31 protein-coding genes are annotated in these 25,372 nt (G+C 64.1%); 17 read left to right on the top strand and 14 right to left on the bottom strand.

The window, feature by feature from the left end; genetic code table 11:
• Window position 1 precedes the first annotated feature (1 nt).
• From pstC to AArcSt11_RS02125, 5 genes are read left to right on the top strand one after another with little or no spacing between them, the layout of a single operon-like run.
• The gene (gene pstC, locus AArcSt11_RS02145) at window positions 2-994 is read left to right on the top strand and encodes a phosphate ABC transporter permease subunit PstC (protein ID WP_250594157.1); all 993 of its coding nucleotides are present in this window, start codon (window positions 2-4) and stop codon (window positions 992-994) included.
• Window positions 991-1,899, top strand: coding sequence for a phosphate ABC transporter permease PstA (gene pstA / locus AArcSt11_RS02140; protein WP_250594155.1), 909 nt, complete (start codon window positions 991-993; stop codon window positions 1,897-1,899). Before pstC ends, pstA begins: the two co-directional genes overlap by 4 nt.
• A 1-nt stretch (window position 1,900) precedes the next feature.
• Complete coding sequence (pstB, locus tag AArcSt11_RS02135; protein WP_250594153.1) at window positions 1,901-2,731, top strand: phosphate ABC transporter ATP-binding protein PstB; 831 nt, start codon at window positions 1,901-1,903, stop codon at window positions 2,729-2,731.
• Window positions 2,732-2,733: 2 nt separating this feature from the next.
• On the top strand, window positions 2,734-3,399 hold the full coding sequence (phoU, locus tag AArcSt11_RS02130; RefSeq protein ID WP_250594151.1) for a phosphate signaling complex protein PhoU: 666 nt from the start codon (window positions 2,734-2,736) through the stop codon (window positions 3,397-3,399).
• A 37-nt stretch (window positions 3,400-3,436) separates the two neighbouring features.
• Complete coding sequence (locus AArcSt11_RS02125) at window positions 3,437-4,456, top strand: phosphate uptake regulator PhoU (protein WP_250594149.1); 1,020 nt, start codon at window positions 3,437-3,439, stop codon at window positions 4,454-4,456.
• On the opposite strand, the gene AArcSt11_RS02120 is transcribed toward AArcSt11_RS02125, so the two are convergent.
• Together AArcSt11_RS02120 and AArcSt11_RS02115 are read right to left on the bottom strand one after the other, a co-directional pair.
• Window positions 4,457-4,888 (bottom strand): universal stress protein, encoded by a 432-nt coding sequence (locus AArcSt11_RS02120; protein WP_250594147.1) that lies wholly within the window; start codon window positions 4,886-4,888, stop codon window positions 4,457-4,459.
• 195 nt (window positions 4,889-5,083) lie between these two features.
• Entirely contained in the window at window positions 5,084-7,339 is a 2,256-nt protein-coding gene (locus AArcSt11_RS02115; protein WP_250594145.1) for a PAS domain-containing protein, read from the bottom strand.
• Between the two features lie 131 nt (window positions 7,340-7,470).
• Here AArcSt11_RS02115 and AArcSt11_RS02110 point away from each other — a divergent pair, with 131 nt between their 5' ends.
• Window positions 7,471-8,460 carry an aldo/keto reductase gene (locus tag AArcSt11_RS02110; RefSeq protein WP_250594143.1) on the top strand — a complete coding sequence of 330 codons (990 nt, stop codon included), beginning with the start codon at window positions 7,471-7,473 and terminating at the stop codon, window positions 8,458-8,460.
• An 11-nt stretch (window positions 8,461-8,471) separates the two neighbouring features.
• On the opposite strand, the gene AArcSt11_RS02105 is transcribed toward AArcSt11_RS02110, so the two are convergent.
• The 5 genes from AArcSt11_RS02105 to AArcSt11_RS02085 are packed head-to-tail and all read right to left on the bottom strand — an operon-like array spanning window position 8,472 to window position 12,715.
• On the bottom strand, window positions 8,472-10,199 hold the full coding sequence (locus tag AArcSt11_RS02105) for a threonyl-tRNA synthetase editing domain-containing protein (protein WP_250594142.1): 1,728 nt from the start codon (window positions 10,197-10,199) through the stop codon (window positions 8,472-8,474).
• A gap of 37 nt (window positions 10,200-10,236) precedes the next feature.
• On the bottom strand, window positions 10,237-10,605 hold the full coding sequence (locus AArcSt11_RS02100; RefSeq protein ID WP_250594140.1) for a rhodanese-like domain-containing protein: 369 nt from the start codon (window positions 10,603-10,605) through the stop codon (window positions 10,237-10,239).
• Between the two features lie 38 nt (window positions 10,606-10,643).
• Window positions 10,644-11,642 carry a DUF7972 family membrane protein gene (locus AArcSt11_RS02095; RefSeq protein WP_250594138.1) on the bottom strand — a complete coding sequence of 333 codons (999 nt, stop codon included), beginning with the start codon at window positions 11,640-11,642 and terminating at the stop codon, window positions 10,644-10,646.
• Window positions 11,643-11,683: 41 nt separating this feature from the next.
• Window positions 11,684-11,827: a hypothetical protein gene (locus tag AArcSt11_RS02090; RefSeq protein ID WP_250594136.1), complete on the bottom strand. Its 144-nt coding sequence runs from the start codon at window positions 11,825-11,827 to the stop codon at window positions 11,684-11,686.
• Window positions 11,828-11,866: 39 nt separating this feature from the next.
• Complete coding sequence (locus AArcSt11_RS02085; protein WP_250594134.1) at window positions 11,867-12,715, bottom strand: PspA/IM30 family protein; 849 nt, start codon at window positions 12,713-12,715, stop codon at window positions 11,867-11,869.
• A 52-nt stretch (window positions 12,716-12,767) separates the two neighbouring features.
• Between AArcSt11_RS02085 and AArcSt11_RS02080 the strand changes: the two genes are divergently transcribed.
• Window positions 12,768-13,379 carry an alpha/beta hydrolase gene (locus AArcSt11_RS02080; RefSeq protein ID WP_250594132.1) on the top strand — a complete coding sequence of 204 codons (612 nt, stop codon included), beginning with the start codon at window positions 12,768-12,770 and terminating at the stop codon, window positions 13,377-13,379.
• 75 nt (window positions 13,380-13,454) lie between these two features.
• Entirely contained in the window at window positions 13,455-14,006 is a 552-nt protein-coding gene (locus tag AArcSt11_RS02075; protein WP_250594130.1) for a transcriptional regulator FilR1 domain-containing protein, read from the top strand.
• A gap of 124 nt (window positions 14,007-14,130) precedes the next feature.
• On the opposite strand, the gene AArcSt11_RS02070 is transcribed toward AArcSt11_RS02075, so the two are convergent.
• Window positions 14,131-14,508, bottom strand: a complete 378-nt coding sequence (locus AArcSt11_RS02070; RefSeq protein WP_250594128.1) for a universal stress protein — start codon at window positions 14,506-14,508, stop codon at window positions 14,131-14,133.
• Between the two features lie 259 nt (window positions 14,509-14,767).
• Between AArcSt11_RS02070 and AArcSt11_RS02065 the strand changes: the two genes are divergently transcribed.
• Complete coding sequence (locus AArcSt11_RS02065) at window positions 14,768-16,006, top strand: KaiC domain-containing protein (protein WP_250594126.1); 1,239 nt, start codon at window positions 14,768-14,770, stop codon at window positions 16,004-16,006.
• Here AArcSt11_RS02065 and AArcSt11_RS02060 read toward each other — a convergent pair.
• Together AArcSt11_RS02060 and ubaA are read right to left on the bottom strand one after the other, a co-directional pair.
• Window positions 16,003-16,974: a succinylglutamate desuccinylase/aspartoacylase family protein gene (locus AArcSt11_RS02060; protein WP_250594124.1), complete on the bottom strand. Its 972-nt coding sequence runs from the start codon at window positions 16,972-16,974 to the stop codon at window positions 16,003-16,005. The two genes, AArcSt11_RS02065 and AArcSt11_RS02060, sit on opposite strands and share 4 nt — an antisense overlap.
• 62 nt (window positions 16,975-17,036) lie before the next feature.
• Window positions 17,037-17,861, bottom strand: coding sequence for an SAMP-activating enzyme E1 (gene ubaA, locus AArcSt11_RS02055; RefSeq protein ID WP_250594122.1), 825 nt, complete (start codon window positions 17,859-17,861; stop codon window positions 17,037-17,039).
• Window positions 17,862-17,964: 103 nt separating this feature from the next.
• On the opposite strand from ubaA, the gene AArcSt11_RS02050 reads away from it, so the two are divergent.
• The 5 genes from AArcSt11_RS02050 to AArcSt11_RS02035 all read left to right on the top strand — a co-directional run bounded on the left by AArcSt11_RS02050 (window position 17,965) and on the right by AArcSt11_RS02035 (window position 22,035).
• On the top strand, window positions 17,965-18,285 hold the full coding sequence (locus tag AArcSt11_RS02050; protein ID WP_250594120.1) for a rhodanese-like domain-containing protein: 321 nt from the start codon (window positions 17,965-17,967) through the stop codon (window positions 18,283-18,285).
• A gap of 188 nt (window positions 18,286-18,473) precedes the next feature.
• Window positions 18,474-18,662 (top strand): HVO_0416 family zinc finger protein, encoded by a 189-nt coding sequence (locus tag AArcSt11_RS02045; protein WP_250594118.1) that lies wholly within the window; start codon window positions 18,474-18,476, stop codon window positions 18,660-18,662.
• A 172-nt stretch (window positions 18,663-18,834) separates the two neighbouring features.
• Window positions 18,835-18,993, top strand: a complete 159-nt coding sequence (locus AArcSt11_RS17200; protein ID WP_434803488.1) for a DUF7563 family protein — start codon at window positions 18,835-18,837, stop codon at window positions 18,991-18,993.
• Window positions 18,994-19,043: 50 nt separating this feature from the next.
• Complete coding sequence (locus tag AArcSt11_RS02040; RefSeq protein WP_250594115.1) at window positions 19,044-20,888, top strand: UvrD-helicase domain-containing protein; 1,845 nt, start codon at window positions 19,044-19,046, stop codon at window positions 20,886-20,888.
• 4 nt (window positions 20,889-20,892) lie between these two features.
• Window positions 20,893-22,035 carry a M24 family metallopeptidase gene (locus tag AArcSt11_RS02035; RefSeq protein WP_250594113.1) on the top strand — a complete coding sequence of 381 codons (1,143 nt, stop codon included), beginning with the start codon at window positions 20,893-20,895 and terminating at the stop codon, window positions 22,033-22,035.
• Here AArcSt11_RS02035 and AArcSt11_RS02030 read toward each other — a convergent pair whose 3' ends face one another.
• The 3 genes from AArcSt11_RS02030 to AArcSt11_RS02020 are packed head-to-tail and all read right to left on the bottom strand — an operon-like array spanning window position 22,036 to window position 23,007.
• Window positions 22,036-22,296, bottom strand: a complete 261-nt coding sequence (locus tag AArcSt11_RS02030; protein ID WP_250594111.1) for a DUF7533 family protein — start codon at window positions 22,294-22,296, stop codon at window positions 22,036-22,038.
• A gap of 43 nt (window positions 22,297-22,339) precedes the next feature.
• Window positions 22,340-22,750 (bottom strand): PIN domain-containing protein, encoded by a 411-nt coding sequence (locus tag AArcSt11_RS02025; protein WP_250594109.1) that lies wholly within the window; start codon window positions 22,748-22,750, stop codon window positions 22,340-22,342.
• A complete protein-coding gene (locus AArcSt11_RS02020) occupies window positions 22,747-23,007 on the bottom strand; it encodes an AbrB/MazE/SpoVT family DNA-binding domain-containing protein (protein WP_250594107.1) in 261 nt (86 codons plus the stop codon). Before AArcSt11_RS02020 ends, AArcSt11_RS02025 begins: the two co-directional genes overlap by 4 nt.
• Before the next feature lie 126 nt (window positions 23,008-23,133).
• Between AArcSt11_RS02020 and AArcSt11_RS02015 the strand changes: the two genes are divergently transcribed.
• Window positions 23,134-23,403: a type II toxin-antitoxin system HicB family antitoxin gene (locus AArcSt11_RS02015; protein WP_250594105.1), complete on the top strand. Its 270-nt coding sequence runs from the start codon at window positions 23,134-23,136 to the stop codon at window positions 23,401-23,403.
• Between the two features lies 1 nt (window position 23,404).
• Entirely contained in the window at window positions 23,405-23,656 is a 252-nt protein-coding gene (locus AArcSt11_RS02010) for a type II toxin-antitoxin system HicA family toxin (RefSeq protein WP_250594102.1), read from the top strand.
• Here the strand turns inward: AArcSt11_RS02010 and AArcSt11_RS02005 are convergent.
• Window positions 23,647-23,973 carry a GNAT family N-acetyltransferase gene (locus tag AArcSt11_RS02005; protein ID WP_250594100.1) on the bottom strand — a complete coding sequence of 109 codons (327 nt, stop codon included), beginning with the start codon at window positions 23,971-23,973 and terminating at the stop codon, window positions 23,647-23,649. The two genes, AArcSt11_RS02010 and AArcSt11_RS02005, sit on opposite strands and share 10 nt — an antisense overlap.
• Window positions 23,974-24,154: 181 nt before the next feature.
• Here AArcSt11_RS02005 and hmgA point away from each other — a divergent pair, with 181 nt between their 5' ends.
• On the top strand, window positions 24,155-25,366 hold the full coding sequence (hmgA, locus tag AArcSt11_RS02000) for a hydroxymethylglutaryl-CoA reductase (NADPH) (RefSeq protein WP_250594098.1): 1,212 nt from the start codon (window positions 24,155-24,157) through the stop codon (window positions 25,364-25,366).
• Window positions 25,367-25,372: the final 6 nt, after the last annotated feature.

Below are 25,372 nucleotides of genomic sequence, written 5' to 3'. Positions count from 1 at the left end.
GATGAGCACTGACACTGACCACGGGCCGGGGATCACAGGCGGCACCGCCCAGAGCGATCTGGCAGCCAACCGGCGTGCTCGCCGCGCGCTTTTCGGCTGTGCCGCCGTCACGGTCCTCACGACGCTCGCGATCTTTTTCGTGTTGCTGGATAATGCTGCGAGCTACTTCTTCGGAGCGAGACTCACCCAGATGCTGCTGGGCGCGAGCACCGAACAGGCGATCACCTTCACCGAGTTCTTCACCGGCACGCGATGGGCACCGGATCACGCGACCCCTGCTCACGGTGTCCTGCCGATCGTCTACGGGACGCTCGTGATCACCGTCGGCGCGGCGTTCGTCTCGATCCCGATCGGGACGGCGACCGCGATCTACCTCTCGGAGTACGCCTCGCCGGGCGTCCGTGCGAAGCTCAAGCCGACGCTGGAAGTGCTCGCCGGAATCCCGACGATCGTCTACGGTTACTTCGCGATCGCCTTCATTAACCCCGTGTTACTCGGCCCGATCGCCGACTCGCTGTTCGGGATCAACATCGGCCGGTACAGCATGCTCTCGGGGATGCTCGTGGTCGGTATCATGACGATCCCGATGGTCTCCTCGATCAGCGAGGACGCCATGTCCGCGGTGCCCGACGACCTGCGAAACGGCGCGTACGCCCTCGGCGCGACGAAGTTCGACGTCTCGACGAAGATCGTGCTTCCGGCGTCGATCTCGGGCGTGTTCGCATCCTACATTCTCGCGGTCTCGCGCGCGATCGGCGAGACGATGGCAGTGACGCTGGCGGCCGGGTTCAACGCCAACATCACCGCGAACCCGTTCGACGAGATCATGACGATGACCGCCTACATGGTCTCGATGGCCCGCGGAACGTCCGCGGTCGGGACCATCGAGTACCAGAGCCTGTTCGCGGTCGGGCTGTTTCTGTTCGTGATGACGCTGACGATGAATCTGCTCAACGACTGGTTCAAACGCCGCTTCCAGGAGGAGTACCGATGAGCACCGATACGGAAACCGACGACGAGGACCTGTTCACCGAGATCGATCTCGGCTGGGAGCACCTGAAAAACCGGCTTTTCCTCTGGATCATCTTCGCGGCGTCGATGTTCGGCGTCGTCATGCTCGCGCTCCTGTTGTTCGACGTCGCCACCGACTTCTACGTTGGGATGACGGAGTTCAACATCAGCATGAGCGACTTCCTTACGCGGGACGGCTCCCGGCGCGAGGAGCTCTCCGGGTTCCGCGGTGCGATCATCGCCTCGATCATGCTGATGGTCCTGACGGCGATCCTTTCGTTTTTCGTCGGCGTCGGATCGGCGATCTACCTCGAAGAGTACGCGCCGGACAACCGGGTCACGCGGCTTATCGAGGCGAACCTCGCGAACCTCGCTGGCGTCCCCTCGATCGTCTACGGACTGCTCGCGCTCGCCGCGTTCGTCAACGGGATCGGTATGGGGCCGATCCTGCTCGCCGGGGCGATCGCGCTCGCCCTGCTCGTGATGCCGATTATCATCGTCTCGACCCAGGAGGCGCTCCGGGCCGTTCCGGACGGCGTCAGGAACGGTTCCTACGCGACCGGTGCGACGAAGTGGCAGACGATTCGGAAGGTCGTGTTGCCCGCTGCGATGCCCGGTATCATGACCGGGACCATCCTCGCGCTGGCCCGGGCGATCGGCGAGACGGCCCCGCTGATCATGGTCGGCGCGCTGTTTACCAACCGGATGCCGTTTGGCCCGCTCGATCGGTTCAGCGCGATGCCGACCCAGATCTACAACTGGGCGAACGAACCGAGCCAGCATTTCATCCATCTGGCGGCAACCGGTATCGTCGTCCTGCTTGCGTTTATGTTCGCGATGAACGGGATCGCGATCTACCTGCGAAACAGGTACGAGACGGAGGTCTAACATGGCAACAGAAGGAGATAAACTCATCACGACCGACGTGCAGACGAGTAGCACAGGACGGGTCGAGCGGCCGGACGAGACAGTTGTCGCTTCACGACACCTCGATGTCTACTACGGCGACGAGCAGGCCCTCGATGACGTCTCGATGGAGATCCCCGAACACAAAGTCACCGCGATCATCGGGCCGTCTGGCTGTGGGAAATCCACCTTCCTGCGGTGTGTCAACCGCATGAACGACCAGATCGACGCGTGTCGGATCGAGGGGGATCTTCGCTTCCACGGGAAAGACGTCTACGACGACGACGTCGATCCGGTCGCGCTCCGGCGGAAGATCGGCATGGTGTTCCAGAAACCGAACCCGTTCCCAAAGTCGATCTACGACAACGTCGCCTACGGCCTGCGCGTGCAGGGGAAAGCCGACGACGTCGACCTCGACGACGCCGTCGAGGAGGCGCTCCGTGGCGCGGCGCTGTGGGACGAAGTGAAGGATCAACTCGATTCGTCGGGACTGGACCTCTCCGGTGGGCAACAACAGCGCCTCTGTATCGCTCGTGCCATCGCGACCGATCCCGAAGTGATCCTGATGGACGAGCCGACCTCGGCGCTCGACCCGGTCGCCGCCTCGAAGATCGAGGATCTGATCGCCGATCTGGTCGAGGAATACACCGTTCTCATCGTCACGCACAACATGCAACAGGCCGCCCGGATCTCCGACAAGACGGCGGTCTTTCTTACCGGCGGACAGCTCGTCGAGTTCGACAACACCAACAAGATCTTCGAGAACCCGGAACACGACCGCGTCGAGGAGTACATCACCGGGAAGTTCGGATAACCATGCCACGACACGACTACCAACGACAGCTCGAACGGCTGCGCGGGAACGTCCTCGACATGAGCGAACTCGTCGTCGAGCGGCTCGAACTGGCGCTCGATGCGCTCGGGTCCGGCGACGAGGCGGTCATCGAACGTGTCGTTCGTGGCGACGACGAGATCAACCAGCTGTATCTCGATCTCGAACAGGACTGTGTCGACATCCTGGCGCTCCAACAGCCCGTCGCCGGTGATCTCCGCTTTATTGCCGCCTCGTTCAAGATCATCACCGATCTGGAGCGGATCGCGGATCTGGCGACCAACCTCGCGGGCTACGCCCGCCGGGCGGCTGTCGATCCCGACGCGACCGCCGAACTACAGGAGATCGGCGAGACCGCAGTCGAGATGGTCGAGACGGCGATGGGGGCGTACGCCCGCGACGACGCCGATGCGACCTACGACGTCGCCGAGCGCGACGATGCGCTCGACGATCGCTGTGAGCAAGTCAACGATCGGATCGTCCGGAGCCTGCTCGAACGCCCGGCCGACGAGACGACCGAAACGATCCTCGACGACATCTCGACGCATCTGCTGGCGGTTAGAGATCTCGAACGCGTCGGCGACCACGCCGTCAACATCGCCGCGAGAACCCTGTACATGATCGAAAGCGACGACGAGTTGATCTACTGACCATGCCCTACGGAACGACGATGACCGGCCGATGAGTATGAACGGGAATCCCGAACCGGTCGAACGGAAGGTCCAGCTCACCGGCGGGTCGACCTACACGATCTCCTTGCCCAAAGAGTGGGCGACGACCAACGACGTCGAGACGGGGACACCGCTCGTCCTGTATCCGGGCACCGACCGACTCGTGGCGCTGAAACGGACGGCCGAGCACGACGACGACGCCATCACCGTCGACGTCCGGGGCGTCGATCCCGAGGCGATGAAAAAGACGCTCGAAACGGCCTACGTCACCGGCTACGACGAGATTACGATCGAGTCCTCGACCGGGCTCTCCGCAGAACAGCGGCGGGCCGCACGCTCGACGGTCAACGGACTCGTCGGCGTCGAGATCCAGGCGGTGACGGAGGATTCGTTGCTGGTCCACAGCCTGCTCGACGGGACGGAAGTGTCGCTTCGCCAGACCGTCGTCCAGATGCAGCTGACGGCGCTGTCGATGCACGAGGATGCGATCCGTGCGATCCTCGAAAACGACGACGAACTCGCCCGTCGCGTGATCGATCAGGACGACGACGTCGACCGGCTGTTCGCTCTGGTAAGCCGACAGTTCCACCGCGGCCTCGCGGAGTTCCGCGAGATTGCCCAGCTCGATGTCGACCGCCCGACTGCCTTCGCGTACTACCGGATGGCCCGCCAGCTGGAGCGGGTCGCCGACCACGCCGAGAAGACGGCGGTCGTGGCGACGCGCCAGCACGACGCCCCGCCCGAGCGGTTTCACGAGGATCTCGTCAGCCTCGGCGAGCGCTCTCGCGGGGTGCTCCGGGCGGCGCTAGAGGCCGGGCTCGACGGCGGCTCGATCGGCGATCTGCAGGCCGTCTTCGTCGATCGGGACAGCGTCGTCGCTGACGTCCGGGCGCTCGACCGGTCGCTGTACGACGAGGACGTGCCCGAACCGCAGCTCCTCGCCAGTGTCCTCGACAGCATCGAGCGGATCGCCGAGTACGGCGCGAACGTCGCCGAGACGGGACTCCAGTCGGCGCTCCGGACGACCGGCCAGTAGTCACCCGATACTGACGACCAGCACCGTCCGATCCGCTTCCCTCACTACTCGTTCGGTGACGCTCCCGAGGTTCTCCAGTTTGTCCCGGCCCGTCCGGCCGTGGGTCCCAATCGTGACCAGATCGATGTCGTGCTCGTCAGCGTAGCCCAGAATCTCCTTGTACGGCGTTCCGTCGACCACCGCGGTTTCGAGGGCGAGGTCGGTCTCAGCAATCCTGTCCGCGACGTCTTCGATCGCCGCCTCGGCGTCCCGGCGGAGTCGGTCGATGATCTCGTCGCGCTCGTCGTCCTCGGCCGCCAGATAGACGCGCTGGTCCATCACCGAGATCGCATGCAGGGTGGCATCGTGGTTCCCAGCGATCTCGATTGCGTGGTCGAGCGTCTCCGCAGTCCCCTCGCTCCCGTCAGTCGGCACCAGTATGTCGTCGTACATCGGTCCGGTATTTCATACGATAGACCGTGAATCTTGCCCCGTCCGAGATCACGATTCGCGTGCAATCGGGGGGCGATACAGCCCGTATGTGGGTATGTAGACGACGATCGTCGAGGTCCACGGAGAGCCCGTCGCCGAACTGGTCGGCGCGGCCGCCGAGGCCGGACGGGTGGCAGACGGGACAGCGGTCGATAGCTACGCGTCCTCTGATACGTGCCGCTCTAGCTCGACGACGAACGCGCTGCCCCCAGTGTCCGCGTCTTCGACCCAGACATCACCGCCGTAGCGGTCGACGAGCGTTCGGACGAGGTAGAGCCCGATTCCGGTCCCGTCACTGTCGAGCCCTTTTCGGCCTCGCTCGAAGAGCTCGTCTTTCCGTTCGTCGGGGATTCCGGGACCGTTGTCGGCGACGCGCACGCGAGTTCGCTCCTCCGTCACAGTCGCCGAAACGGTGATACTGGGCAGGTCGGTGTCGTTGTGGACGACCGCGTTGTTCAGCAGGTTTCGGAACACGGATTCCAGCAGATCATCAGCCAACACTCGCGTATCCGGAACGGTACCGTCGATCGAAACGATCGCACGCTCGTGACTGGAGCGGGCCTCCTCGACTTGCGCTTCGAGGATGTGCCGGAGGGAAACAGGCCGACGGTCACCATCGGAGTGAAGCAGTACCTCGGTAACGTCACCGGCGGTTCGGGTGATATCCACAGCTTCGCGACCCGCCTCCAGGATCTGACGAAGATACTCCTCGCCACCCTCGTCGACGTGCGGTTCGAGCGTTGCTCCATACGCGAGCACGAGCTGGAGTGCGTTGCGGACGTCGTGACGGACAACCTGATTGAGCACTTCTAGATTGTCGCGCTGGCGTTCTAGCGTCTCTTCGTACTCCTTGAGCGCGGTGATGTCGCGAGCGTATCCGAGCACCGCTTCGTCACCGCTGTCGGCGACCTGATACGGGATCTTCGTCGTCTCCAGAACTCGCGTCTCGCCGTCTGCGGTCGTCAGTTCCTCTTCGGGGATCGTTTTCGGCTGCCCCGATGAGAGTACGTCCAGATCGTCCCGACGGAACTCCTCTGAGTCGTCGGCATCCGGGATGACCTCGGCTTCGCGGTTCCCCTCGATCTCCTCGGGGGTGGCCCCGTACGCTGCTGCAGTCGCCTCGTTTGCCAGTAGATATTCCCCCTCACTATTTTTAACGAAAATCAGGTCCGGGACGAGATCGATGATCTGTCTGAGCTTCTCCTGTGTCGCTTCGATGGCCTGCTCGTACTCCTTCCGGTCGCTGATATCTGTAGCGACACCGATCATCCGACGCTCGTCATCGTTCGTTCCCACGAGTTCAGCGCGGGATTCGACCCATCGGTGTTTGCCGTCGTCTGCCTGGATACGGTACTCGATCTGGAGCGGTTCGCCCGTGGAGACCGATCGGTCGACTGCACGATCCACAGCGGGCAGATCATCCGGATGCACGCGCTCTGCGAACCCGTCATACGTTCCATCGAACGTACCGGGGTCGATCCCGAACAGGCGTTCCATCGACTCGGTCCAGATCACCTCGTCGGTCGCCGGATCCAGTTCCCAGACGCCTGTGTTCGTCGACCTGAGTGCGAGCGAAAGGCGCTCGGTGAGTTGTTCTATCTCCTGTTCGCGTCGTTTCCGTTCGGTGATATCGGTCGAGACGCCACAGATGGCAGTAATCTCGCCGGACTCGTCATACACGGGTGACTTTCGAGTGAGACGGATGCTGTCGCCCGACTTCGTTGGCACCGTCTCCTCGACCTCGATCATCTCGTCGGTCTCGGCGACCGTCCGATCGTCCGTACGAGCCTGTTCGACGACATCAGGGGGAAAGATATCTTCGTCCGTCAGTCCGGTGATATCTTCGTCGTCGATACCGAGCAGTTCACGGCAGGCCCGATTCATCAGGTAGTACTCGCCATCGGTGCTTTTCAGAAACACCGCCGTGGACATGGTTTCGAGCACGGTCTCGAATCGGCGTGCCATCGCCCGACGTTCCCGTTCTCGTTCTTTTTGATCGGTGATATCCCGAGCAACGCCGATAATCCGTGTGACTGTCCCGTCCTCGGTGACCGGAGTGAGTTTCGTCTGCCAGTGGCTCGTTCCATCTGGCAGCTCCAGAGTTTCTTCGTACTGAATCGTCTCCCCGGCGCTGACACAGCGACGATAGTTGTCGGCAATGGTTGCACCCCGATCGTCACCGAGCAGTTCCCGTGGCGTCTTCCCGCGCAGGTCGTCGGTCGAAAAGCCCGTCCGCTGCCGATGCGAAGCGTTGTTCCAGCGGAACCTGAACCTGTAGTCGCCCTCCGTCGACTCGACATCGAGCAGAAAGACGGCATCCGCTATCTCTCGAAAAAGTACCTCGTGGACCGTCTCCGACTCGTCACCGACTGGTGGAAGCCTTTCGCGGTCCGACCGCGAGTGTTCGCTCATTGCCACATAGACGTGTTTTAACCACATACATGTACCGAGGGGTATGGTATCAGAACTCGGAATCGTTACTCGGCACAGCACACGCTTGCCGCCTGACCAACCGTTAGGTGGCTGGGGACGAACCAACTGGTATGCAACACCGACGACTCGGCGACACTGGCTTTGATGTCTCGGAAATCGGCCTCGGCACCTGGAACATCGGCTCGGACTGGGGCGAGGTATCGGAAGCGGAGGGCCGTGAGGCTATCCGGACCGCCCTCGACGCCGGGATCGACTTCATCGACACTGCAGACGTCTACGGCGACGGGCGCAGCGAGCGCCTGATCCGCGAGGTGCTCGACGAACGAGAGGCCCACGACGAGGTGACGGTGGCGACCAAGGCCGGGCGGCGACTCGACCCGCACGTCGCCGAGGACTACGACCGCGAGCATCTCGAAGCGTTCGTCGATCGCTCCCGCGAGAACCTCGGCGAGGATACAGTTGATCTCCTGCAACTGCACTGCCCGCCGACCGACGCGTACTACCGACCCGAGCCGTGGGACGCGCTGGCCGCCCTCGCCGACGCGGAGAAAATCGACAGTTTCGGCGTCAGCGTCGAGCGCGTCGAGGAGGCGCTCAAAGCGATCGAGTATCCCGGCGTCGAGACGATCCAGATCATCTTCAACCCGTTCCGTCAGCGCCCGGCCGAACTGTTCTTCCGCGAGGCAAAACGCCGAAACGTCGGCGTCATCGTCCGCGTCCCCCTCGCGTCGGGGCTGCTGACCGGCAAGCTCGACCGCGAGACGGAGTTCCCCGAGGACGACCACCGCAACTACAACCGCGACGGCGATGCCTTCGACGTCGGCGAGACGTTCGCCGGAGTTCCCTACGAGACCGGCCTCGACGCCGTCGAGGAGCTCCGCCCGCTCGTCCCCGAGGAGCTCACGATGGCCCAGTTCACGCTCCGCTGGATCCTCGACCACGAGGCAGTCTCGTCGGTTATTCCAGGCTCGACCTCGCCCGAGCATGTCCGCCAGAACGCCGCCGTCTCCGAGGCAGGCTCGCTTTCACACGCAACCCACGGTGCGGTCCGGGACATCTACGAGGCCGCCGTCCACGAGCACGTTCACCACCGCTGGTAGGCCGAACCGTCCTACTCCGACCCGCCGACCACCAGCCGGTCGCTCAGACACAGTGGCCCGCGGCGCGACACGGGTCGATCGAGCGGCGTCGATGCCCCGATCCGTTCGGCGAGCGCCGCGGGTGTCGTTTCCTCCGTCGCGCCGGTCTCGCTGTCGGTGACGCGCAGTCGTTCCCCGTCGCCCCGGTCACCGATCACTGCGTAGTACGGGACCCGATCCGTCACAGCCGCGATGCGCTCCCCGACCGTCCGCGCCCTGTCGTCGATATCCACACGGACCCCCGCCCCCGACAGCGTCGCCGCAACCCTCCGACAGCGCGCTACCTGTCCCTGGTCGATCGGAAGCAGTCGGACCTGTGTGGGGGCAAGCCACGTCGGGACGCCCGGATCGAGCACCGTCGCGGCCAGCGCCTCGACGGTCCCGACGGGGGCGGTGTGGACGACGACCGGCGTCGAGCGGCGCGTCCCATCGGCGTACTCGACACCGAACCGCGCCGGGCCGTCGACATCGACCCGGAGCCAGCCCAGCTCGACGACGTCGTCGCCGACCGACGCGAAAAACGCCACGGAGAAAGGGTGCTCGACCGCGCCGCGCTCGACGGCGACCGGCCCCTCGAAGCGCCCAACGACCCCCTCGACCCACTGCTCGTGGGCCGCATAGAACTCGTCGGTGACGCGCACGACCGGCACGCGATCGATCCCGAGCGTCGAATCGAGCTCGTCGAACAGCCCCAGCCGCTCCTCGACAACCGCCAGCGCGGCATCGAGATCGGTCGTCGCGGTGTGAGCCTCCGGAAGCGTCACCTTCTGGGGGGCCGAGTCCGGGCGCTCGCACTCGCCGACCTCCCACAGCGTCGCCGGAAGCGCGTCGGCGTCGAGATCGGCGTCCGCGAGGGCCGAGAGATGGCCGGGACAGAGCGCCCGACGGGTCACCGACGGCCCCTCCACGGTCCAGCCCGCGGCCGCGACGTGCTCGCGGATCGCCGTCGTCGCGGGATTCAGTTGCTCCGGCGTCCGGATCGGCGTCGCGTCCGCGAACCGCTCGTCGAGCAGCGCCCGGATGCACGCGCGCATCGTCAGGCCCCGGGGCGTCCATCGTAGTCCGCCTCCTGTCGCCGCTTCGTCACTCGTTGTGATCCCGTGGGCTGGGAGGATCTCACCAAGTCGGGGGTGGCGTCGCTCCCCGCGTACGATCCCGTCGAGCACAGCCGGAACCGCGGTGGCGTCCTGGATGGGTACCGGCGGATCATTGGCGTCCGGGCCGTCTGCACTCGTGTCGCCCGCGAGGAACCACGCGGTCTCGCCCGTCGCCTCGTCCACGTGGTCCTCGCCAGTGAGTCGTCTGGACCGAACCGCGTAGGGATGGCCCTTCGTCCGCAGGTCACATTCGAGATGCCAGCCCGACGGAACCGATCGGACGTCACGATCGGAGAGCCCGGCCCGTATCTCGTCGAGCACGGCCGCCACGACGCCCTGCTCGGCCGTGTCGTCGACGAGGTGGGGCGTCGGGACGAGCACCACCGTGTCGGTGTTGAGCTGGTCGCTCGCCGCACGGAGTTCGGCGGCCGCCGCTGTGGCGACCGCCCCCATTCGCCCGCCGTCGCCCGTCTCGACGCCGACGAACGCGCCGATACAGCTGTCAGCAGACACCGGGTCGGGATACTCCTCCGGCTCTACATCCCCCCGCGAGTGGACCGGCTCACAGGACAGCGCGTCGGCGTGCACGGCGAGCAATCGCATACCGATAGCTCCGGTGGTCGGTGAAAAAAGCGTGGCGCTACCGGCGCACACTCCAGAACAGGGATCGCAGTTTGTATCCGAGCGAGCCCGACTGGTAGCCGTTCCAGCTGCTCATCCCGCCCGCAAGCGTGCTCGCGTCGTAGCCCTCGTCGGTCAGGATCTGAGTCGCGCGCTTCGCGACGATCCCCATCTTGCAGACGACGACGATCTCCTCGTCGTCGGGGAGTTCGTCGAAGCCCGCGCGGAACGACGACTCGTCGCCGCCACGGAGCTCGTCGTAGACAGGGATGTTATGGCTGCCCTCGATCGCCCCCGACTGGTAGGCGGTTCGAGGCCGAATGTCGAGGACGAACGGGGCGTCGTCGTCGAGTTGCTCGTCCAGCTCGTCCGGATACGTGGGTGACACGGGCGACAGTAGAGCGTGGCCGAGCAAAAACGATCCGACTACGTCGTCTCCCGATCTGTCTCCCGGAGCACGAACGGTCCCATCGCCAGCGTTCGCCTGGCGATACTCAGGATTCGCAGGACGTAGACGATGAAGACGACGAACGGAGCGATTCCAACGGCAAAGCCCGCGCTCGTGAGCCAGACGAGGTGATCGACGCCGAGCGTCACGCCGGGGACTGCTGCCGCGTCGACGTACATGATCAACCCGCCCATCACGACCAGCGCGGGGATCGAGACGTACAGCATCGCGCGGGACAGCTCGATCAGCTCCCACTGGAAATACAGCGTCTTGAAGTGTTCCCGCGCCGGGCCAAAGAGCGTCAGCTCGTCGATCAACTCGTCGAGTGCGTCGCGGGCTGACGTGTCGAGGCCTTCCCAGTGTTCGGCACGGAGTCGGCGAGCGTGATAGAGCTGGAGCGAGTAGTCAAAGCGAAGCGCTGCCCGGATGACGCCGAACGTCCCGAACTGCGCGTCGTCGAGAGCCCCGGTAACCCCCTGAGTCCGATCGACCAGCCGCTGGACGTACTCGTCGATTTCGGTTCCCGACGGCGTCGTATCGTCGAGTGTCCGTGCCTGACTCTCGATTCCCTCCAGCAACTCGGCGAGAAACACGGCTGGCTCGGGCGAGGCAACCCCGGCGTCGACCGCGCGCTCGACGTCCTCGCGAAACGCCATCGACTCCTCCATGCGTTCGCGCTGGTCGCCGACCGCCCCCAGCTCCTGTGCGAGCACGAGCTGACTGATCGTGACGACGACCGAGGTCCCCGTGATGATCGCACCGATAAAGGCGGTGAAGAGAAACTGGACGCCACCCTGCTCGTCGACGATCCGGGCCAGTGGCGCAAGTCCGAGCAGGCTCGCGGCGACCAGCGTCGCGAACACCGCACCCAGCACGCAGGCGGTCAGGAGCCAGCGATCAGTCGTCAGCAAAACGCGACTGCGAAGCCCGCCTTCGTCGCGGCTCCCGCCGAGCGAACCCGGATCGTGCTCTTTCATCTCCTGTCTACTGTCGATCTGACAGCACAAAAACAGCCAGTCTAGAGACCGAACAACCGCAGAGCCACTCCGAACAGCGCCAACAGGAGGCCTCCGAGGAACCCGACTCCGGGAATCGGCAGGGGGATTGGCACGAGCGCGATCAGGACGCCGAGGCCGATCAGTACCGTCGAGAGTCGAACCATATGATTACTGGGGCTCGAAGCCGGAAATACCCCGGTTGGTCAGTTCTCGTCGTCGCGCAGCTCTTCGAGCTCCGCGTCGATCTCCGAGTCGGCGAGTTCGGCGTCGACATCGACGTCCTCGTCGAGTTCCGCTTCGAGGTCCGGCTCCGCGACCGACTGGGGATCATCTGACGTCGATTCGCTCTCGGTCTCTTTGCCCATGTCGGCTTTCAGCGTATCGAGTTCGGACTCGACCGTCCCCTGCGTGTGGACATCTTCGAGTTCGCGCTCGAGGTCGCTTTTGTCCGAGAGCTGATCCTCGAGGACGCCTTCCTCCTGCAGTTCGTCCAGCGCTGCGGAGCGAGCCTCCAGCTCTTCGGTGTTCTCCTCGGCGCGCTCGATCGCCCGGTTCACGTCGCCGAACTGATCTCCTGCACCCGTCACCGCTTCGGAGACGCGCGCGCTCGCTTCGGCGGCCTCGTGGCGTGCCTTGATCGTCTCCTTTTTGGTGCGGAACTCCTCGATGCGCTGCTGGAGGGTCTCTTTCTGTTCGACGAGCCCGTCCTGTGTGTTCTGGAGGTCGGCGATCTGGCCCTCCAGCTCCTCGATCTGGGTCATCTTCGTCTTCTTCTTTTCGAGGGCGCGGCGAGCCAGATCCTCGCGGTCCTGTTTGACGGCCTGTCGGGCCTGTTCGTTGTGTTTCTCGACGTTGTCCTCGAGCTTTCGTTTCTGCATCTCCAGACGCTTCTTCTGGGTCGTCAGGTCGGCGATTCCCTTCTTGACGTCCTGTAGCTCGTCCCGGAGCTGTTCGTACGAGTAATCGAGCGTCTCACCCGGGTCTTCGGCCCGGTTGAGGAGGGCGTTCACCTTCGACCGGATAACGTAGCTGGCGCGCGAGAGTACTCCCATACCTCTTGTGTGTACCGCGTGATTAAAAACATCATCGACGTAACCGGAACGTATGTCAGAATCGGTGCTCGTCCCCGGCGGGCGCGACGTTCGGGCATCGCTCGATCAGGACGGTGGTGCGAGCGACGCAGTTGTGGTCGCCTGCCCGCCCCATCCCGAACACGGCGGGAGCCGTCACGACGCCAGACTGACCGCCGTCTCGGACGCGCTCGTCGCGACCGGAATCGACTGTCTGCGCTTCGATTACGGCCCGTGGGACGGGGGACGCGGTGAGCGCACTGACGCCGAGAACGCGGTCTCGTGGGCCAGCGACCGGTACGTCCGGGTCGGACTATTCGGGTACAGCTTCGGGGCGACGGTCGCGCTGCTCGCCGCCGCCGAGACCCAGGTGGATGCTGTCTCGGCGCTCGCGCCAACCGCCACACTCGGGTCCGAACTGGACGCCCTCGCTGCACTCGAAGCCATCCACGCGCCGGTACAGGTCGTCTACGGCGTGCGGGACTCGACAGTCGAATGGGAGTCAGTCGTCGAGCGCGCCCGAGAGCTGGGCCACCGCACCGACGACCTCGCCGCCGACCACTTTTTCGTCGGCCAGCACGGGTCGGTTGCCGAGACGGTCGTCGCGTTTCTCCGCGAGAGCCTCGCGGAGAAGCGCACCTCGTAGCGCACTCGACGGGGAGCTCGGTCACCGTGACTCGACAGCGAGGTTTCAACAACGTAGAGCGGGTAGTGGCCGTCGATGCCTCCGGATACAACGGACGGGAGGACGCCCCAGGACGGTGCGACGAGTCGGGAGGATACCGGACCGAAAGCCGCCCTCATCGGCTTCGTCGAGGACGTTCTCGACGTCCCGTTCGACGAGCTAGACGCCACGACGACGATCACGGGACCGGAGCCGACGCCCACCGAGCAGCTGCGTTCGCTTGTCGCCGACGCCGACGCCGCGGTTGGCGTCCTGCCCGCGCTTCCCACATCCCTGCTGGATTCGGCAGGCGAGATCGACGGTCTACGCGCCTCGGTCGTCCTCACGGGCGCGGCCCGCAAACGTCTCGACGGCCCAGCGCTCGCGGTCGTCGAGTCCCGTCTGGCAGATACGTCGGTCACCCTCTACGGCCATGACGGGGACTCACCAACTGGACTCCTCTTGCTGGACGAGACCGCCGTCTGTGTGGTCTTTGATGCGGCAGGCGATCCGGCCGCACTGGTCGTGAGTCGCGCACCGGAGCTACGGGCGTGGGTGGGCGAGACCTGCAGCCGGTATCGAGGCGAGGCCGACGTGTTGATCGGGTAGTGGCCCTGTGCTGTCTCCGGGCGTGATCCAACACTACAGTTTTTGAAGCGTATTACTACAGCGTTCGAAGTGTTTAACTATAGTTTTCGAAGCGAGCTGTGACCTCTGAACGACTGAGTGGTTGTCACAGCGCCTCCAGCGGAACCACGACGACCGGTATCGAGGACTGTGAGAGTAGTTCGGTGGCAACGGAGCCAGCCCTGCTATCACTTCCGGGTTCGCCGCTCCGGGGACCGATAATCAGTTCGTCGACATCGTGACCGGTGGCACTGGCGAGCAACTCCTCGGCCGGATCGCCAGTGCGCTGTTCGGTCACGACATCGGCAATCGCGCCGAGCCGAACAGTCGCGACGTTGAGCGCCTCGCGGCCATCCCGCGTGTCGCCCTCCGTCGACTGGACGTGAACTGCGACCACGGTATCGGCGGCATCAACACGTTGCTCCAGATAATCACAGGCGCTCGCGGTGGTATGGACCGAGTCCGTGCCGAGAAGATAGTTCATGTGTGCTATTCACATACCCGCATCCGTAAACCCGCCGATACGTTCCGGGAACTCACCACACAGCTGGGTGGTTGGAGCAAAGTTAATCAGGTATCGGTGTCTGGGTGGGGATAGTACCGCAACGAGTGCCGGTTGCCAGCGTCGTCACCGAGAATGAGTCACCTCACCAGGACCGATCCGGAGCGTCCGTCCCACGTACACGACGAGTGTCGTGCAGCGACGGCTATAATGTTCGGGTCGGAACCGGCCGGTGATCACGATGGATGACGACGAACCGGAGGAAGACTGGTTCGAACAGGACGCCGATGACCAGACAGACGACCTGTTCGTGGGCGAATGGGCTGTCGAAGCCGAGGACGACACAGACGGGGCTGACAGGGAGGGAACGACAGGGGATAGCGACGACGAAGCTGCCGAATCGGATCCGATGGCGTTCAGCGAAGCCGCCGAATCAGACGCCTCAACGGCGTTCGACGAAGCCGCCGCCGACCTCGAGGAGGCATTCGAGGATATCGCGGACGAGGAGGCCGATACCGGTGCGGATTATGGGATGATACCAACCGCGGAGACTGCATCCGACCCGGAGGGAGAGGAGGCAACTGGCGACGACACCGGCGAGGGACTCTTCGATCAGGGCTTTGGCGAAGCCCTCGGGAGCGCGCCGGATCTACCGGCGGAGACCACCGACGACATCGATGACGATCTGGGCGACGAGTTCGACTTCGGTGGGGAGTTCGACATGGGAACGGACGACTTCGAGACCCTCGACAGCGGGGGGTTCGAGGAGGATCCCGACTCCGACATCGACCGGATCGCGCTCGGCATCGAGGGGCTCGACGCGATGATTCAGGGTGGCGTCCCCGCCCAGTCCCTGATGGTCGCGATCGGGAGCGCCGGAACCGGCAAGACCACGCTCGGCCTGCAGTTCCTCGCCGAGGGGCTTCGCAACGGCGAGCGGGGCGTCTACATCACGCTGGAGGAATCACGGCGGCGCGTCATCCGGAGTGCGACCGAGAAGGGGTTTGCCTTCGACGAGTATGCCGATGCGGGCGACCTCGCCGTCGTCGATATCGACCCCGTCGAGATGGCAAACAGCCTCCAGAGCATCCGGAGCGAACTCCCACGGCTGGTCGACGAGTTCGGAGCCTCCCGGCTCGTGCTCGACTCGGTCTCCCTCCTGGAGATGATGTACGACGAACGGGCGACACGACGCAACCAGATCTACAACTTCACAAAGAGCCTGAAACAGTCGGGTGTCACGACACTGATGACGAGCGAAGCCAGCGAGGATACGGCCTTCGCCTCCCGGCATGGTATCGTCGAGTATCTGACCGATGCCGTGTTCGTGCTCCGGTATATCCGCCCCTCGGACTTCCGGGAGACACAGATGGCGATCGAGATCCAGAAGATCAGGGACGCCAACCACTCCCGAGAAACCAAACCGTACGAGATCACCAGCGAGGGGATCAACGTCTACCGGCAGGCCAACATCTTCTAATCGACGACCGCAATCCCCGCAAGCCGGTCTCCGACGGTAACTGTTGCTTCCCGTGTGAGCGCGTAGAGTACACCTGCACGGTCAGTACGGACGGTCTGGAGCCGTTCGTATGTCGTCGGATCGTATACCGTTCCGAGCGTCGCACCATCCGGGACTGTCTCCCCGAGTTCGTACTCGGCAGTCACCCGAAACAGCCCGGATGAGCTGGCGTCGACGTTACCGAGGTGGTTCCGTGCCTGTCGCGTCTCCCCGTTGTCGACCGGCGATCCGGACAGGACGTCGAGTTCTCGCAAAACGTTGAACAGCCCCGTGATGCCGGTGTCAATTGCCGACTCGACGAACTGCTTGTTGTGGGCCAGCTCGGGCGTGATCGCCGGAATCCCCTCGTTGGCAGCCGCGACCCGTAGCTTTCCGCCGAAGCCACGCTGTCGCCACTCGTCGGGCGCGTCCTCACCGGAGGGTTCTGCCAGCAGGAGGTCGGTGCCGAACGCTTCAGCCAGCTCCCGGGATCGCTCGTCACCCGCAGTGTAGACGACGTGCGGTAACATCTCGGGACTGCCGGTGTGCAGGTCGACGACGAGATCCACATCCGCCGCGTACGTCCAGAGTCGAGCGGCCATTCGCTGGTGCAGCGTCCCTGCCTCCCGGCCCGGCCAGACCCGGTTCATGTTCGAGTTGACGCTGTCCAGTTGCTCGGGCGTCGTGTAGGACACCCGATCGAACGTGATAGGGTTCGCGACTGGGACAGCGATAACCGTCCCCGCCTGTACGTCGGCGGCGAGTCGGTCGTGAACCCGTCTGAGCACTTCGGTGCCGTTGATCTCGCGGCCGTGCTGGGCGGCCTGCACGTAGACCGTCGGCCCCGACTCGACGCCCTCGTACCGGTGAACCGTCGTCTCGATCGCCACGCCTGACGGAAGCCGGGCCAGCGTCACTCGGTCGGTCGTGTGCCCGGAACTATCGTCCATACGTGATTCCTCTGTGAGCGCAACAATAGACCTTCGCCACGGTACACCGACCTCGATCGTACTCAGTCTGCACCGATCGAGCACGTCTCGACGTACTCGACGTCCTGGACAGATTCGATCGCAGGATCCTCCCCACAGACCGGACAGTCCGGGTTCGTTCGGATCTCGATTTCGTCAAATTCCATGGCCATCGCGTCGTAGAACAGGAGTCGGCCATCCAGTAGATCGCCGTCTCCGAGGATCATCTTCACGGCCTCTGTCGCCTGAATGCAGCCGACAGTGCCGGGAAGTACGCCGAGCACGCCCGCAGTCGCACAGTTGGGCACCATCCCCTCGGGGGGCGCTTCGGGGAAGACACAGCGGTAACACGGCGACTCCTCGTCGGCGGGGAACGTGGTGATCTGGCCCTCGAACTGAAAGATCGCACCGTGAGTGAAGGGGACGCCCGCGAGCGTACAGGCGTCGTTGACCAGATAGCGCGTCTGGAAGTTGTCGCTACCGTCGATCACGAGATCGTAGTCGGTGATCAGTTCGTCGACGTTTTCGGCGGTGACACGGACATCGTGTTTCACGACATCGACATCGGGGTTCAGCGCCTCGACGAACTCCGCGGCGCTGTCGACTTTCGGCCGCCCGACGTCCGCATCGGCGTGAATTACCTGCCGCTGGAGATTGGACCGTTCGACGACATCGTCGTCGGCGATGCCGATTCGCCCGACACCCGCGGCGGCGAGATACTGGATGATCGGCGCACCCAGCCCGCCAGCACCGATCACGAGCACCGGGGCGTCGAGCAGGCGCTTCTGGCCCTCCGGTCCCACGTCGTCCATGATGACGTGCCGGGAGTACCGGTCCAGCTGGACCGGGTCGAGGTTCAGATCGGTCATAGCAGGGGGTAGGGCAGCGATGCGAATAAACGGGGCGGTCGGAGCCAGTCGCTGGGACCCTGTCGAAGCCCTTTACCCGAATCGTGGCCAACATCCGCTAACGATGGTCGAGGATATCGCTCCCGAAACGGTCACCGAGAAGCTCGAAAACGGCGATGACGTACAGGTAATCGACATCCGACAGCCGCCACAGTTCGCACAGGGCCACATCCCCGGCGCGGAGAACATCCCGTTTCCCGAACTCCCCCAGCGTGTCGACGAACACGACTGGGGCAACGAAATCGTCGTCGTCTGCCCGATCGGGCAGAGCTCACAGCAGGCCGCCCGGATGCTCGAATCCTACGAGGGCGTCGACGAGGACGCCCGCGTGCTCAATCTCGATGGAGGCTACCGGGACTGGGATGGCGCGCTCGAAGAGGCCTGAGCGCCGTTCTGTATCTAGTTTGTTGACCGGACCTGCTGCGGATAGAAGACAAACAGAGATTGAGAACGCACTCTCAAGTTGCGGATAGTTGCACGCTCGTCCACCGATCACTTCGTTTACGAAAATAGCGGGCAAGAACTGCAGAGCCACCAACCTTTATTACCGTGGTGTGTGAACACGTACCGTGTATGGCGTCCGCACCCAACGATGCCGGCGACGACCTGATCGACAACTTCCTTTCGCGGAACGGTCACGAGACAGAACCCGTAGGATGGGAGCGGAACTATAACAAGTTGCAGTGCCCCGAATGTGGCGGCCTCCACGATCAGGAGGCGTCCAGTTGTTCTGTGTGTGACTGGACGCCACACCGGACGTAGCGACAGTTACTGATCGATATCGACGATTTTTCGAGCCTGACAAGACGTTCACAGCGGAGCGTCCGGAATGTCACCGGACAGCCTTCACTCCGATAGGTGTGGTGTTAATTCTTAGATGCAGTACGCCAGCAAAATTATATAGGTGGGTTCCTCACGTTCGTCTGGGAGAACTATGCCACACTGTCAGAACTGCGATTCGTTTGTCACGGTAGACTATGCCCGGGTATTCACACCACGCGGCGTCGACGAGCCCAGAGTCTGTCCCGAGTGTGACGATCTGATCCGGGAGGGCAACGACGTCCGGAAAGCGCGCTCTTCGCGGGGGAACTGACCGCAGGGAAGCCACGGGGCTTATAATCGTTCGTATCGTGTAACTGTGTAATGACTGCAGCCGAAACGCACGTCACCCGTCTATTCGGTGGTCCCGGAAGCGGGAAGACGACGGCGCTTCTCGACCGGGTCGAAGAGCTGCTCGAAGACGGAACGGTGAGCCAGCGTGACGTGCTGGTCGTCTCCTACACCCGTGCTGCCGCCGCCGAGATCCGCGAGCGGCTGGCCGAACGTCTCGATGAGAACCCGCGGGCGCTCAAGGGCAACGTCTGTACGATGCACGCGAAAGCCTACGAGCTACTCAATCTCTCCCGAAACGATGTCGTCGGTGAGTCCGACAAAGAGGAGTTTTGCGAGGAGTACGGCATCGAGTTCGAAGACGAGTACGGTGGCGCGGGCCGCCGCACCGCCCGCTCGACGACGCTTGGCAACAAGATCATCGCGACGAGCCAGTGGCTCCAGCGCACCCGACGTGACGTTTCCGACTGGTACGATGTCCCCTTCCAGTGGGACGTCGAGGAGGTTCGGCTGCCGCCCGATGTCGACCCGAACGCACAGGATGGCGGGAAGTACACACCGACGTGGCCCAGCGACGACGACCGCGTCGACGTCCCCGAGGCGATCCGGGCGTGGCGCAACTACAAGGGCGATCAGGGGGTCGTCGGTTTCGCCGACATGCTCGAACGCGTCAAACAGCGCTCGCTGCTCCCGAACGTCGACCATCTGGTGATCGACGAGTTTCAGGACATCACGAAGCTGCAGTACGACGTCTACGAGGAGTGGAAACCCTACATGAAGAAGGTGCTGATCGCCGGGGACGACGACCAGGTCGTCTACTCCTGGCAGGGGGCTGATCCCGCTCTCCTGCTCGACGAGGAAGTCGACGAGGACGTCATCCTGCCGAACTCCTACCGGCTCCCCTCGAACGTCCTGAACGTCGTCAACCGGGAGATCCGCCACATCGACCAGCGTCAGGACAAGGATCTCAACCCGCGAAAGGAGGGTGGGGTTGTCCAGGCCGAGGAAAGCCCGTCGATGCTCGATGTCGTCCGCGAGGTCCGCGCAACGGTCGACGAGACCGACGACGAGACCGTGATGTTGCTCTTCCGGGCGCGCTACCAGATGTTCCAGTTCATCGACGAGTTCATCACCGAAGGGATCCCCTTCAGCGTCCTCACCGACCAGCGAATGTGGACCGACCGACTCACCCAGTTCGTCCGTGCGATCGAGGCGCTCGACGCCGACGAACCGATCAACGGCCTCGAAGCGCGACGGCTCGCCGACATGCTGGCCGACTCCGCGTTCGGCTCGAACGAGCGCGACGAGCTGTTCGACGCGATCGAAGAACGCGAGGAGGAGGCTGGCGTCGACGACATCGTGAACCTGACGATCGAGCCCGAGCTGATCGGCGAGCACGTCCCCTTCATGCCCGGCCCGAAGTCGGCTGCGGACATGTCCCGCAAGGTGACCAGCTTCCAGAAAAAGAGCGTCACCGCCTACTTCGCCGTCGGCGAGTACCTCGGGATGGACACCGAGCGCGTCCGACTGGGGACGATCCACAGCGCGAAAGGTCGCGAAGCGGATCACGTCTTCGTCGGGACCGACCTGACAGAGAAGGTCGTCGAGCAGATGGCAGCGACGGTCGAGGACCCGACCGACGTGCCAGGCTGTGAGGAGTTTACCAAAACAACCAGCCCCGTGCCGACGCTGACCGACAACGAACGGCGCGTCTTCTACGTCGGGATGAGCCGCGCTCGCGAGCGACTGGTCATCATGGAGAACCTCGTTAGCGGCGCGCCGACGCTGCCGATCGACGTCCTGTTACACAACGAGCCCGACGAGCGGCCGGTCGACGAGCTGCTGACCGAGGCGCTCGAACCGATGGAAGCACAGTAACCGGATGACCGGCGACCCCTCGCCGGCGGTGCTGCCCCGGGACTTCGACTGGCTGGACGCCGAACTGAGCGAGCGCGACGCCGCCGCGTTCGTCCACGTTGGAAGTGAATCGGTCTTCAAATATCTCACCCGCTACGACGAACCGGTGACCGCTGCGTTCGTGTACACCCCGGATGCGACAGTCCTCTGTGTCCCCTCGACTGTCGAGTCTGTTCCCGGAGCCACCGGGCGCATCAGGCGGTTCGACGCGCGACGTCAGCATCCCGGGGAGGCGGCCGCGGAGGTCCTCGACGAACTACTGGATTCCCACGACGAGACCGTTCTGACGCCGCCGACGATCCCACACGACGCAGCCCTCTATGTATCGGCCGACTACGCGCTTTCGTCAACGGATGCCGTCGAGCGCGCCCGTCGGGGGAAAACAGCGGGCGAGCGAACCGAAATAACGGTCGCACAGGGCGTCGCTACGGCCGGGATGGACCGGGCAAAAGAGGTGCTCACGGCCGCCGACCGGTCCGGTGACCGACTGCTATGGGACGGCGACGTGGTGACGACCGGGCGCTTGCGCGAAGCGATCGGCGAGGCGGTCGCGACTGCGGGAGGACTCCCCTGTGGGACAACCAGAATCGGGATCGAGGGCCCACCGGAACCCCCTCAATCCGACGTGCCGGTCACGCTCAGCTCGACCATCACAGTGTCGCTCAGTCCCCGAGAACCGGGCGGCTATCACGGCCACCTGACCCGAACACTCGTCGTCGACGGCGACGGCGGGTGGGAGCGTCGCGCCCACGTCGCGGTCACCAACGCCCGCTCGGCGGCGCTTGCCACGCTCGACGCCGGCGCGGGCGTCACGACCGGTGAACTCCACCGCGAACTGGTCGCCGAAATCGGCGCGTACGGCTTCGATCCCTCTCCGCAGTCGGGTGACGTCATCGCGAACCTCGGCCACGGCGTCGGGCTCGATCAGCGGGAGCCCCCGGCGGTGGACGGTACGACGGAGCTCTCCGCCGGGACGGTGCTCGTAGTTCGGCCCGGCCTTGCCGACGCCCAGCAGGGCTACGTGGCGCTGGGCGATGTTGTCGTCGTCGAGGAAGATGGCGTTCGACCGCTGGTCGAGTATCCGCTGTCGATGGAGCCGGGCGCGTAGCTACTTGCTCTCGGCCGTGTCCGTCTCGGTCTCCTCGGGGTCGGTCATGAGCCGCCCGACGGTCTTTTTCGCGACGATCGAGGGCACGTCAAAGGGTGTCGTGATGAACCGCTCGGCGAGCACCATCACAACCCCAAGGGCGACGAAGAACAGTCCAATCGGGTTTCCTGCGAGGTAGATGCTCCCGCCAGCATAGACCATCGGGATAGCGACCGCGAGCGCACCGACCATCGTCAGCGACTCGAAAAAGCCCAGTTTCATCGACTCGTCGTAGGCGAGGCGCGGGCAAAAGCACACCGACCGATTACTCCCAGATCGTGGCGTCGCCGAGCGCGTCGATCTCGGGATCGTTCGTGAGGATGGCATCAGTGTTCCGCTGCCGGTAGCTCGCCACGACGAGTGCGTCGTGCAAGCTCAGGTGATCCGCAGGGCTGCCGAATATGGCGAGTTCGCCTGCAGTCGTATCGACGCGCTTGATCGGTCCGTCCGCAAGCAGACCACGCTGGGCGTCGATCGGCGAGACGGACAACGGTTGTCCCGCTACCGCTTCGGTGCGTGCAACACCGTAGAGCACTTCGGCCACTGTTGTTGCCGGGGCTTCGACGATGCTGACGCCCGCCTCCGCTTCAGCCATGATCTCGTCGGCGGCTGGTGGGAGCGTGTCAGCAAGGTAGTGATACAGCGCGACGGCATCGGCAGTGTAGTGGCCACTCATTCGTACAGATCGTACTCGCGGTCGCGGGCCTCACGCGTGCCCTCGCTCAGACGTTCGGCGATCGCTGCCCGCTCGTCGGCGTCCGCATCGGGCGCAAGCAACCCGCGACCACCCGACTGGGTACGCTTGCGGACCACGATGCCGTCCTCCCCCTCTAGCCAGACGACCTGGTCGCCCGGTTCGAGATTATACTTATCACGGAGCCGTTTCGGGATCGTTGCCTGCCCCTTCTCGGTGATACGTGTGGTTTCGCTCATATGGAGTAATACCTGGTGTAATACCTTAGCTATTGGGTCGAGACGTGGCAGAGCGTACCGGTGAGCGGTACGTATTGGCCGAAGTGGGGCAAACCCTTATGAGATAGGTTGGACAAAACAGGTACGATGGCGAGTTCCACGCGGAACGGAGACGATCACGACGACGAGATCCGTCTGTGGCGCGAAGACGACTGGTGGATCGCCAGAGACGTCACAACGGGAGTTACAACGCAGGGTCGGTCACGTGCGGCCGCACTGGAGAACCTGGACGAAGCAGTCGCGCTACAGGAAGGGGAGGTCGGGCGGGAACCGACCGACGACGAACTCCGGAGTGCAGAAATCGACCCCGACCAGAACGTCACCGGAGATACTGAACCACCGGACGTTCTCGACTGAGATGGGCCGGCGAACGTTCTCGGGCAGAGAAGTCGTGAAAGTACTTGTTAACGTCGGCGGCTTCGAGTGGCGTCGAACGACGGGCGATCATGCACAGTTGTACTACGAGCATCCGACAAACGAGGACGACCGGCGGCGGATAACGGTACCGCTACACGACGAGCTCCGGACTGGAACCCTCCGCACGATCGCCGATGACGCCGGAGCGACCGATTTCGACGCGTTCTGCCAGTGGATCGACGCTCACGCGTGATCGGCGCTCACTCTCTCGAATACTTGACATCCTCCCGCGCCTGAAGACGCGGGCGTCCGCTGTCTATCTGTCATGCGCACCATCTCTTCGACGCCGCCCTCGGGCACGTCGAAGACGTTCGCGTAGTAGGTGTAATCGGTCAACACACGCGCCGTCGCCACGAGATCACCGTCGGCTTCGATGCCCACGGCAACCTCCGTCTCGGCGAGTGCGCGGCGGACGTCTTCGACACTCCGGTCCTCCCACCAGTCGTACTCCTCGTAAAGCGCAACTAGTTCCCAGGCGTCCCCGGGAGCCAGATCGCGAATGGTATCCATATTCGGCGTATTTCCCGGCGAAAAGTACTGCGTTTCGGTGTCCTGCCACTAACTTCGAATACTGTATCATAATACTTCATATTTCGAAGTATGCTGTAATGGAGTCCGACGAGACGAACTCATCGACAGGATCCGCCCACAAAGAGCAACTGTTAGGGGCCGGGCGACACTCTGCCGAACTATGACTGACGCTGCCGACCTCGCCGACCGCGTTCAGGACGGCGACCTGCGCCTGTACGAACTCGAAGAGCACGCGGACCACGAGACCGCCGCGACGGCCCGCCGCCTGCTGGTCGAGCGCGAGACCGGTGCCGACCTCTCGACCGTCGGAGAGTACGCCTTCGACGCTGCCGACGCCGACGCGAACATCGAGAACGCCATCGGCGGCGCACAGCTCCCGATGGGCGTGGTGGGTCCCGTCAAGATCGACGGCGGGGCCGCAGACGGCGAGTACTATCTCCCGCTCGCGACGACCGAGGGCGCGCTGCTGGCGAGCGTCAACCGCGGCCTCTCGGCGATCCGCTCGGCGGGCGGCGCGCAGGCCCGCGTCACGAAAAACGGGATGACCCGCGCGCCGGTCTTTCGGGTACAGGGTATCGTCGAGGCAAAGGAAGTCGTCGACTGGGTCGGCGAGAACACGGAGCGCCTGCGCGAGGCTGCCGAGTCGACGACCAGCCACGGCGAACTACTGGACGTCGAACCGTACGTCGTCGGCGATTCGGTCTATCTGCGGTTTGCCTACGACACCAAGGACGCGATGGGGATGAACATGGCGACGATCGCCACGGGCGAGGCCTGCGAACTCGTCGAGAACGAGACGCCCGCCGATCTGGTCGCACTCTCGGGCAACCTCTGTTCGGACAAGAAACCGGCGGCGATCAACGCCGTCCAGGGCCGCGGCCGGAGCGTCACCGCCGACGTGGAGCTGGACCGCGAGCTCGTCGAGGAGCGACTCGGGACGACGCCCGAGGCCATTGAGGAGGCAAACACCAGAAAGAACCTCGTCGGGAGCGCCAAGGCGGGCAGTCTCGGCTTCAACGCCCACGCCGCGAACGTCGTCGCCGCCGCCTTCCTCGCGACTGGCCAGGACGCCGCACAGGTCGTCGAGGGCTCGAACGCAATCACGACGATCGAAGAGCGGGGCGACAGCCTCTACGCGAGCGTCAGCATCGCCAGTCTGGAAGTCGGTACCGTGGGCGGCGGGACGAAACTCCCCACGCAGGCCGAGGCCCTGGACGTGCTGGGCGTCCGCGGCGGCGGCGATCCCGCCGGTTCGAACGCCGACGAGCTCGCCGAGATCATCGCGGTCGGCGCACTCGCCGGGGAGCTCTCCTTGCTCGCCGCGCTGGCGTCCCGGCATCTGTCGAGCGCACACGAGGATCTCGGGCGGTAAAGCGGT

The organism is Natranaeroarchaeum aerophilus, assembly GCF_023638055.1.
Lineage (GTDB): Archaea > Halobacteriota > Halobacteria > Halobacteriales > Natronoarchaeaceae > Natranaeroarchaeum > Natranaeroarchaeum aerophilum.
The sequence above is the reverse complement of the archived record's forward strand: the minus strand, read 5'-3'. Positions and strand labels throughout refer to the sequence as shown.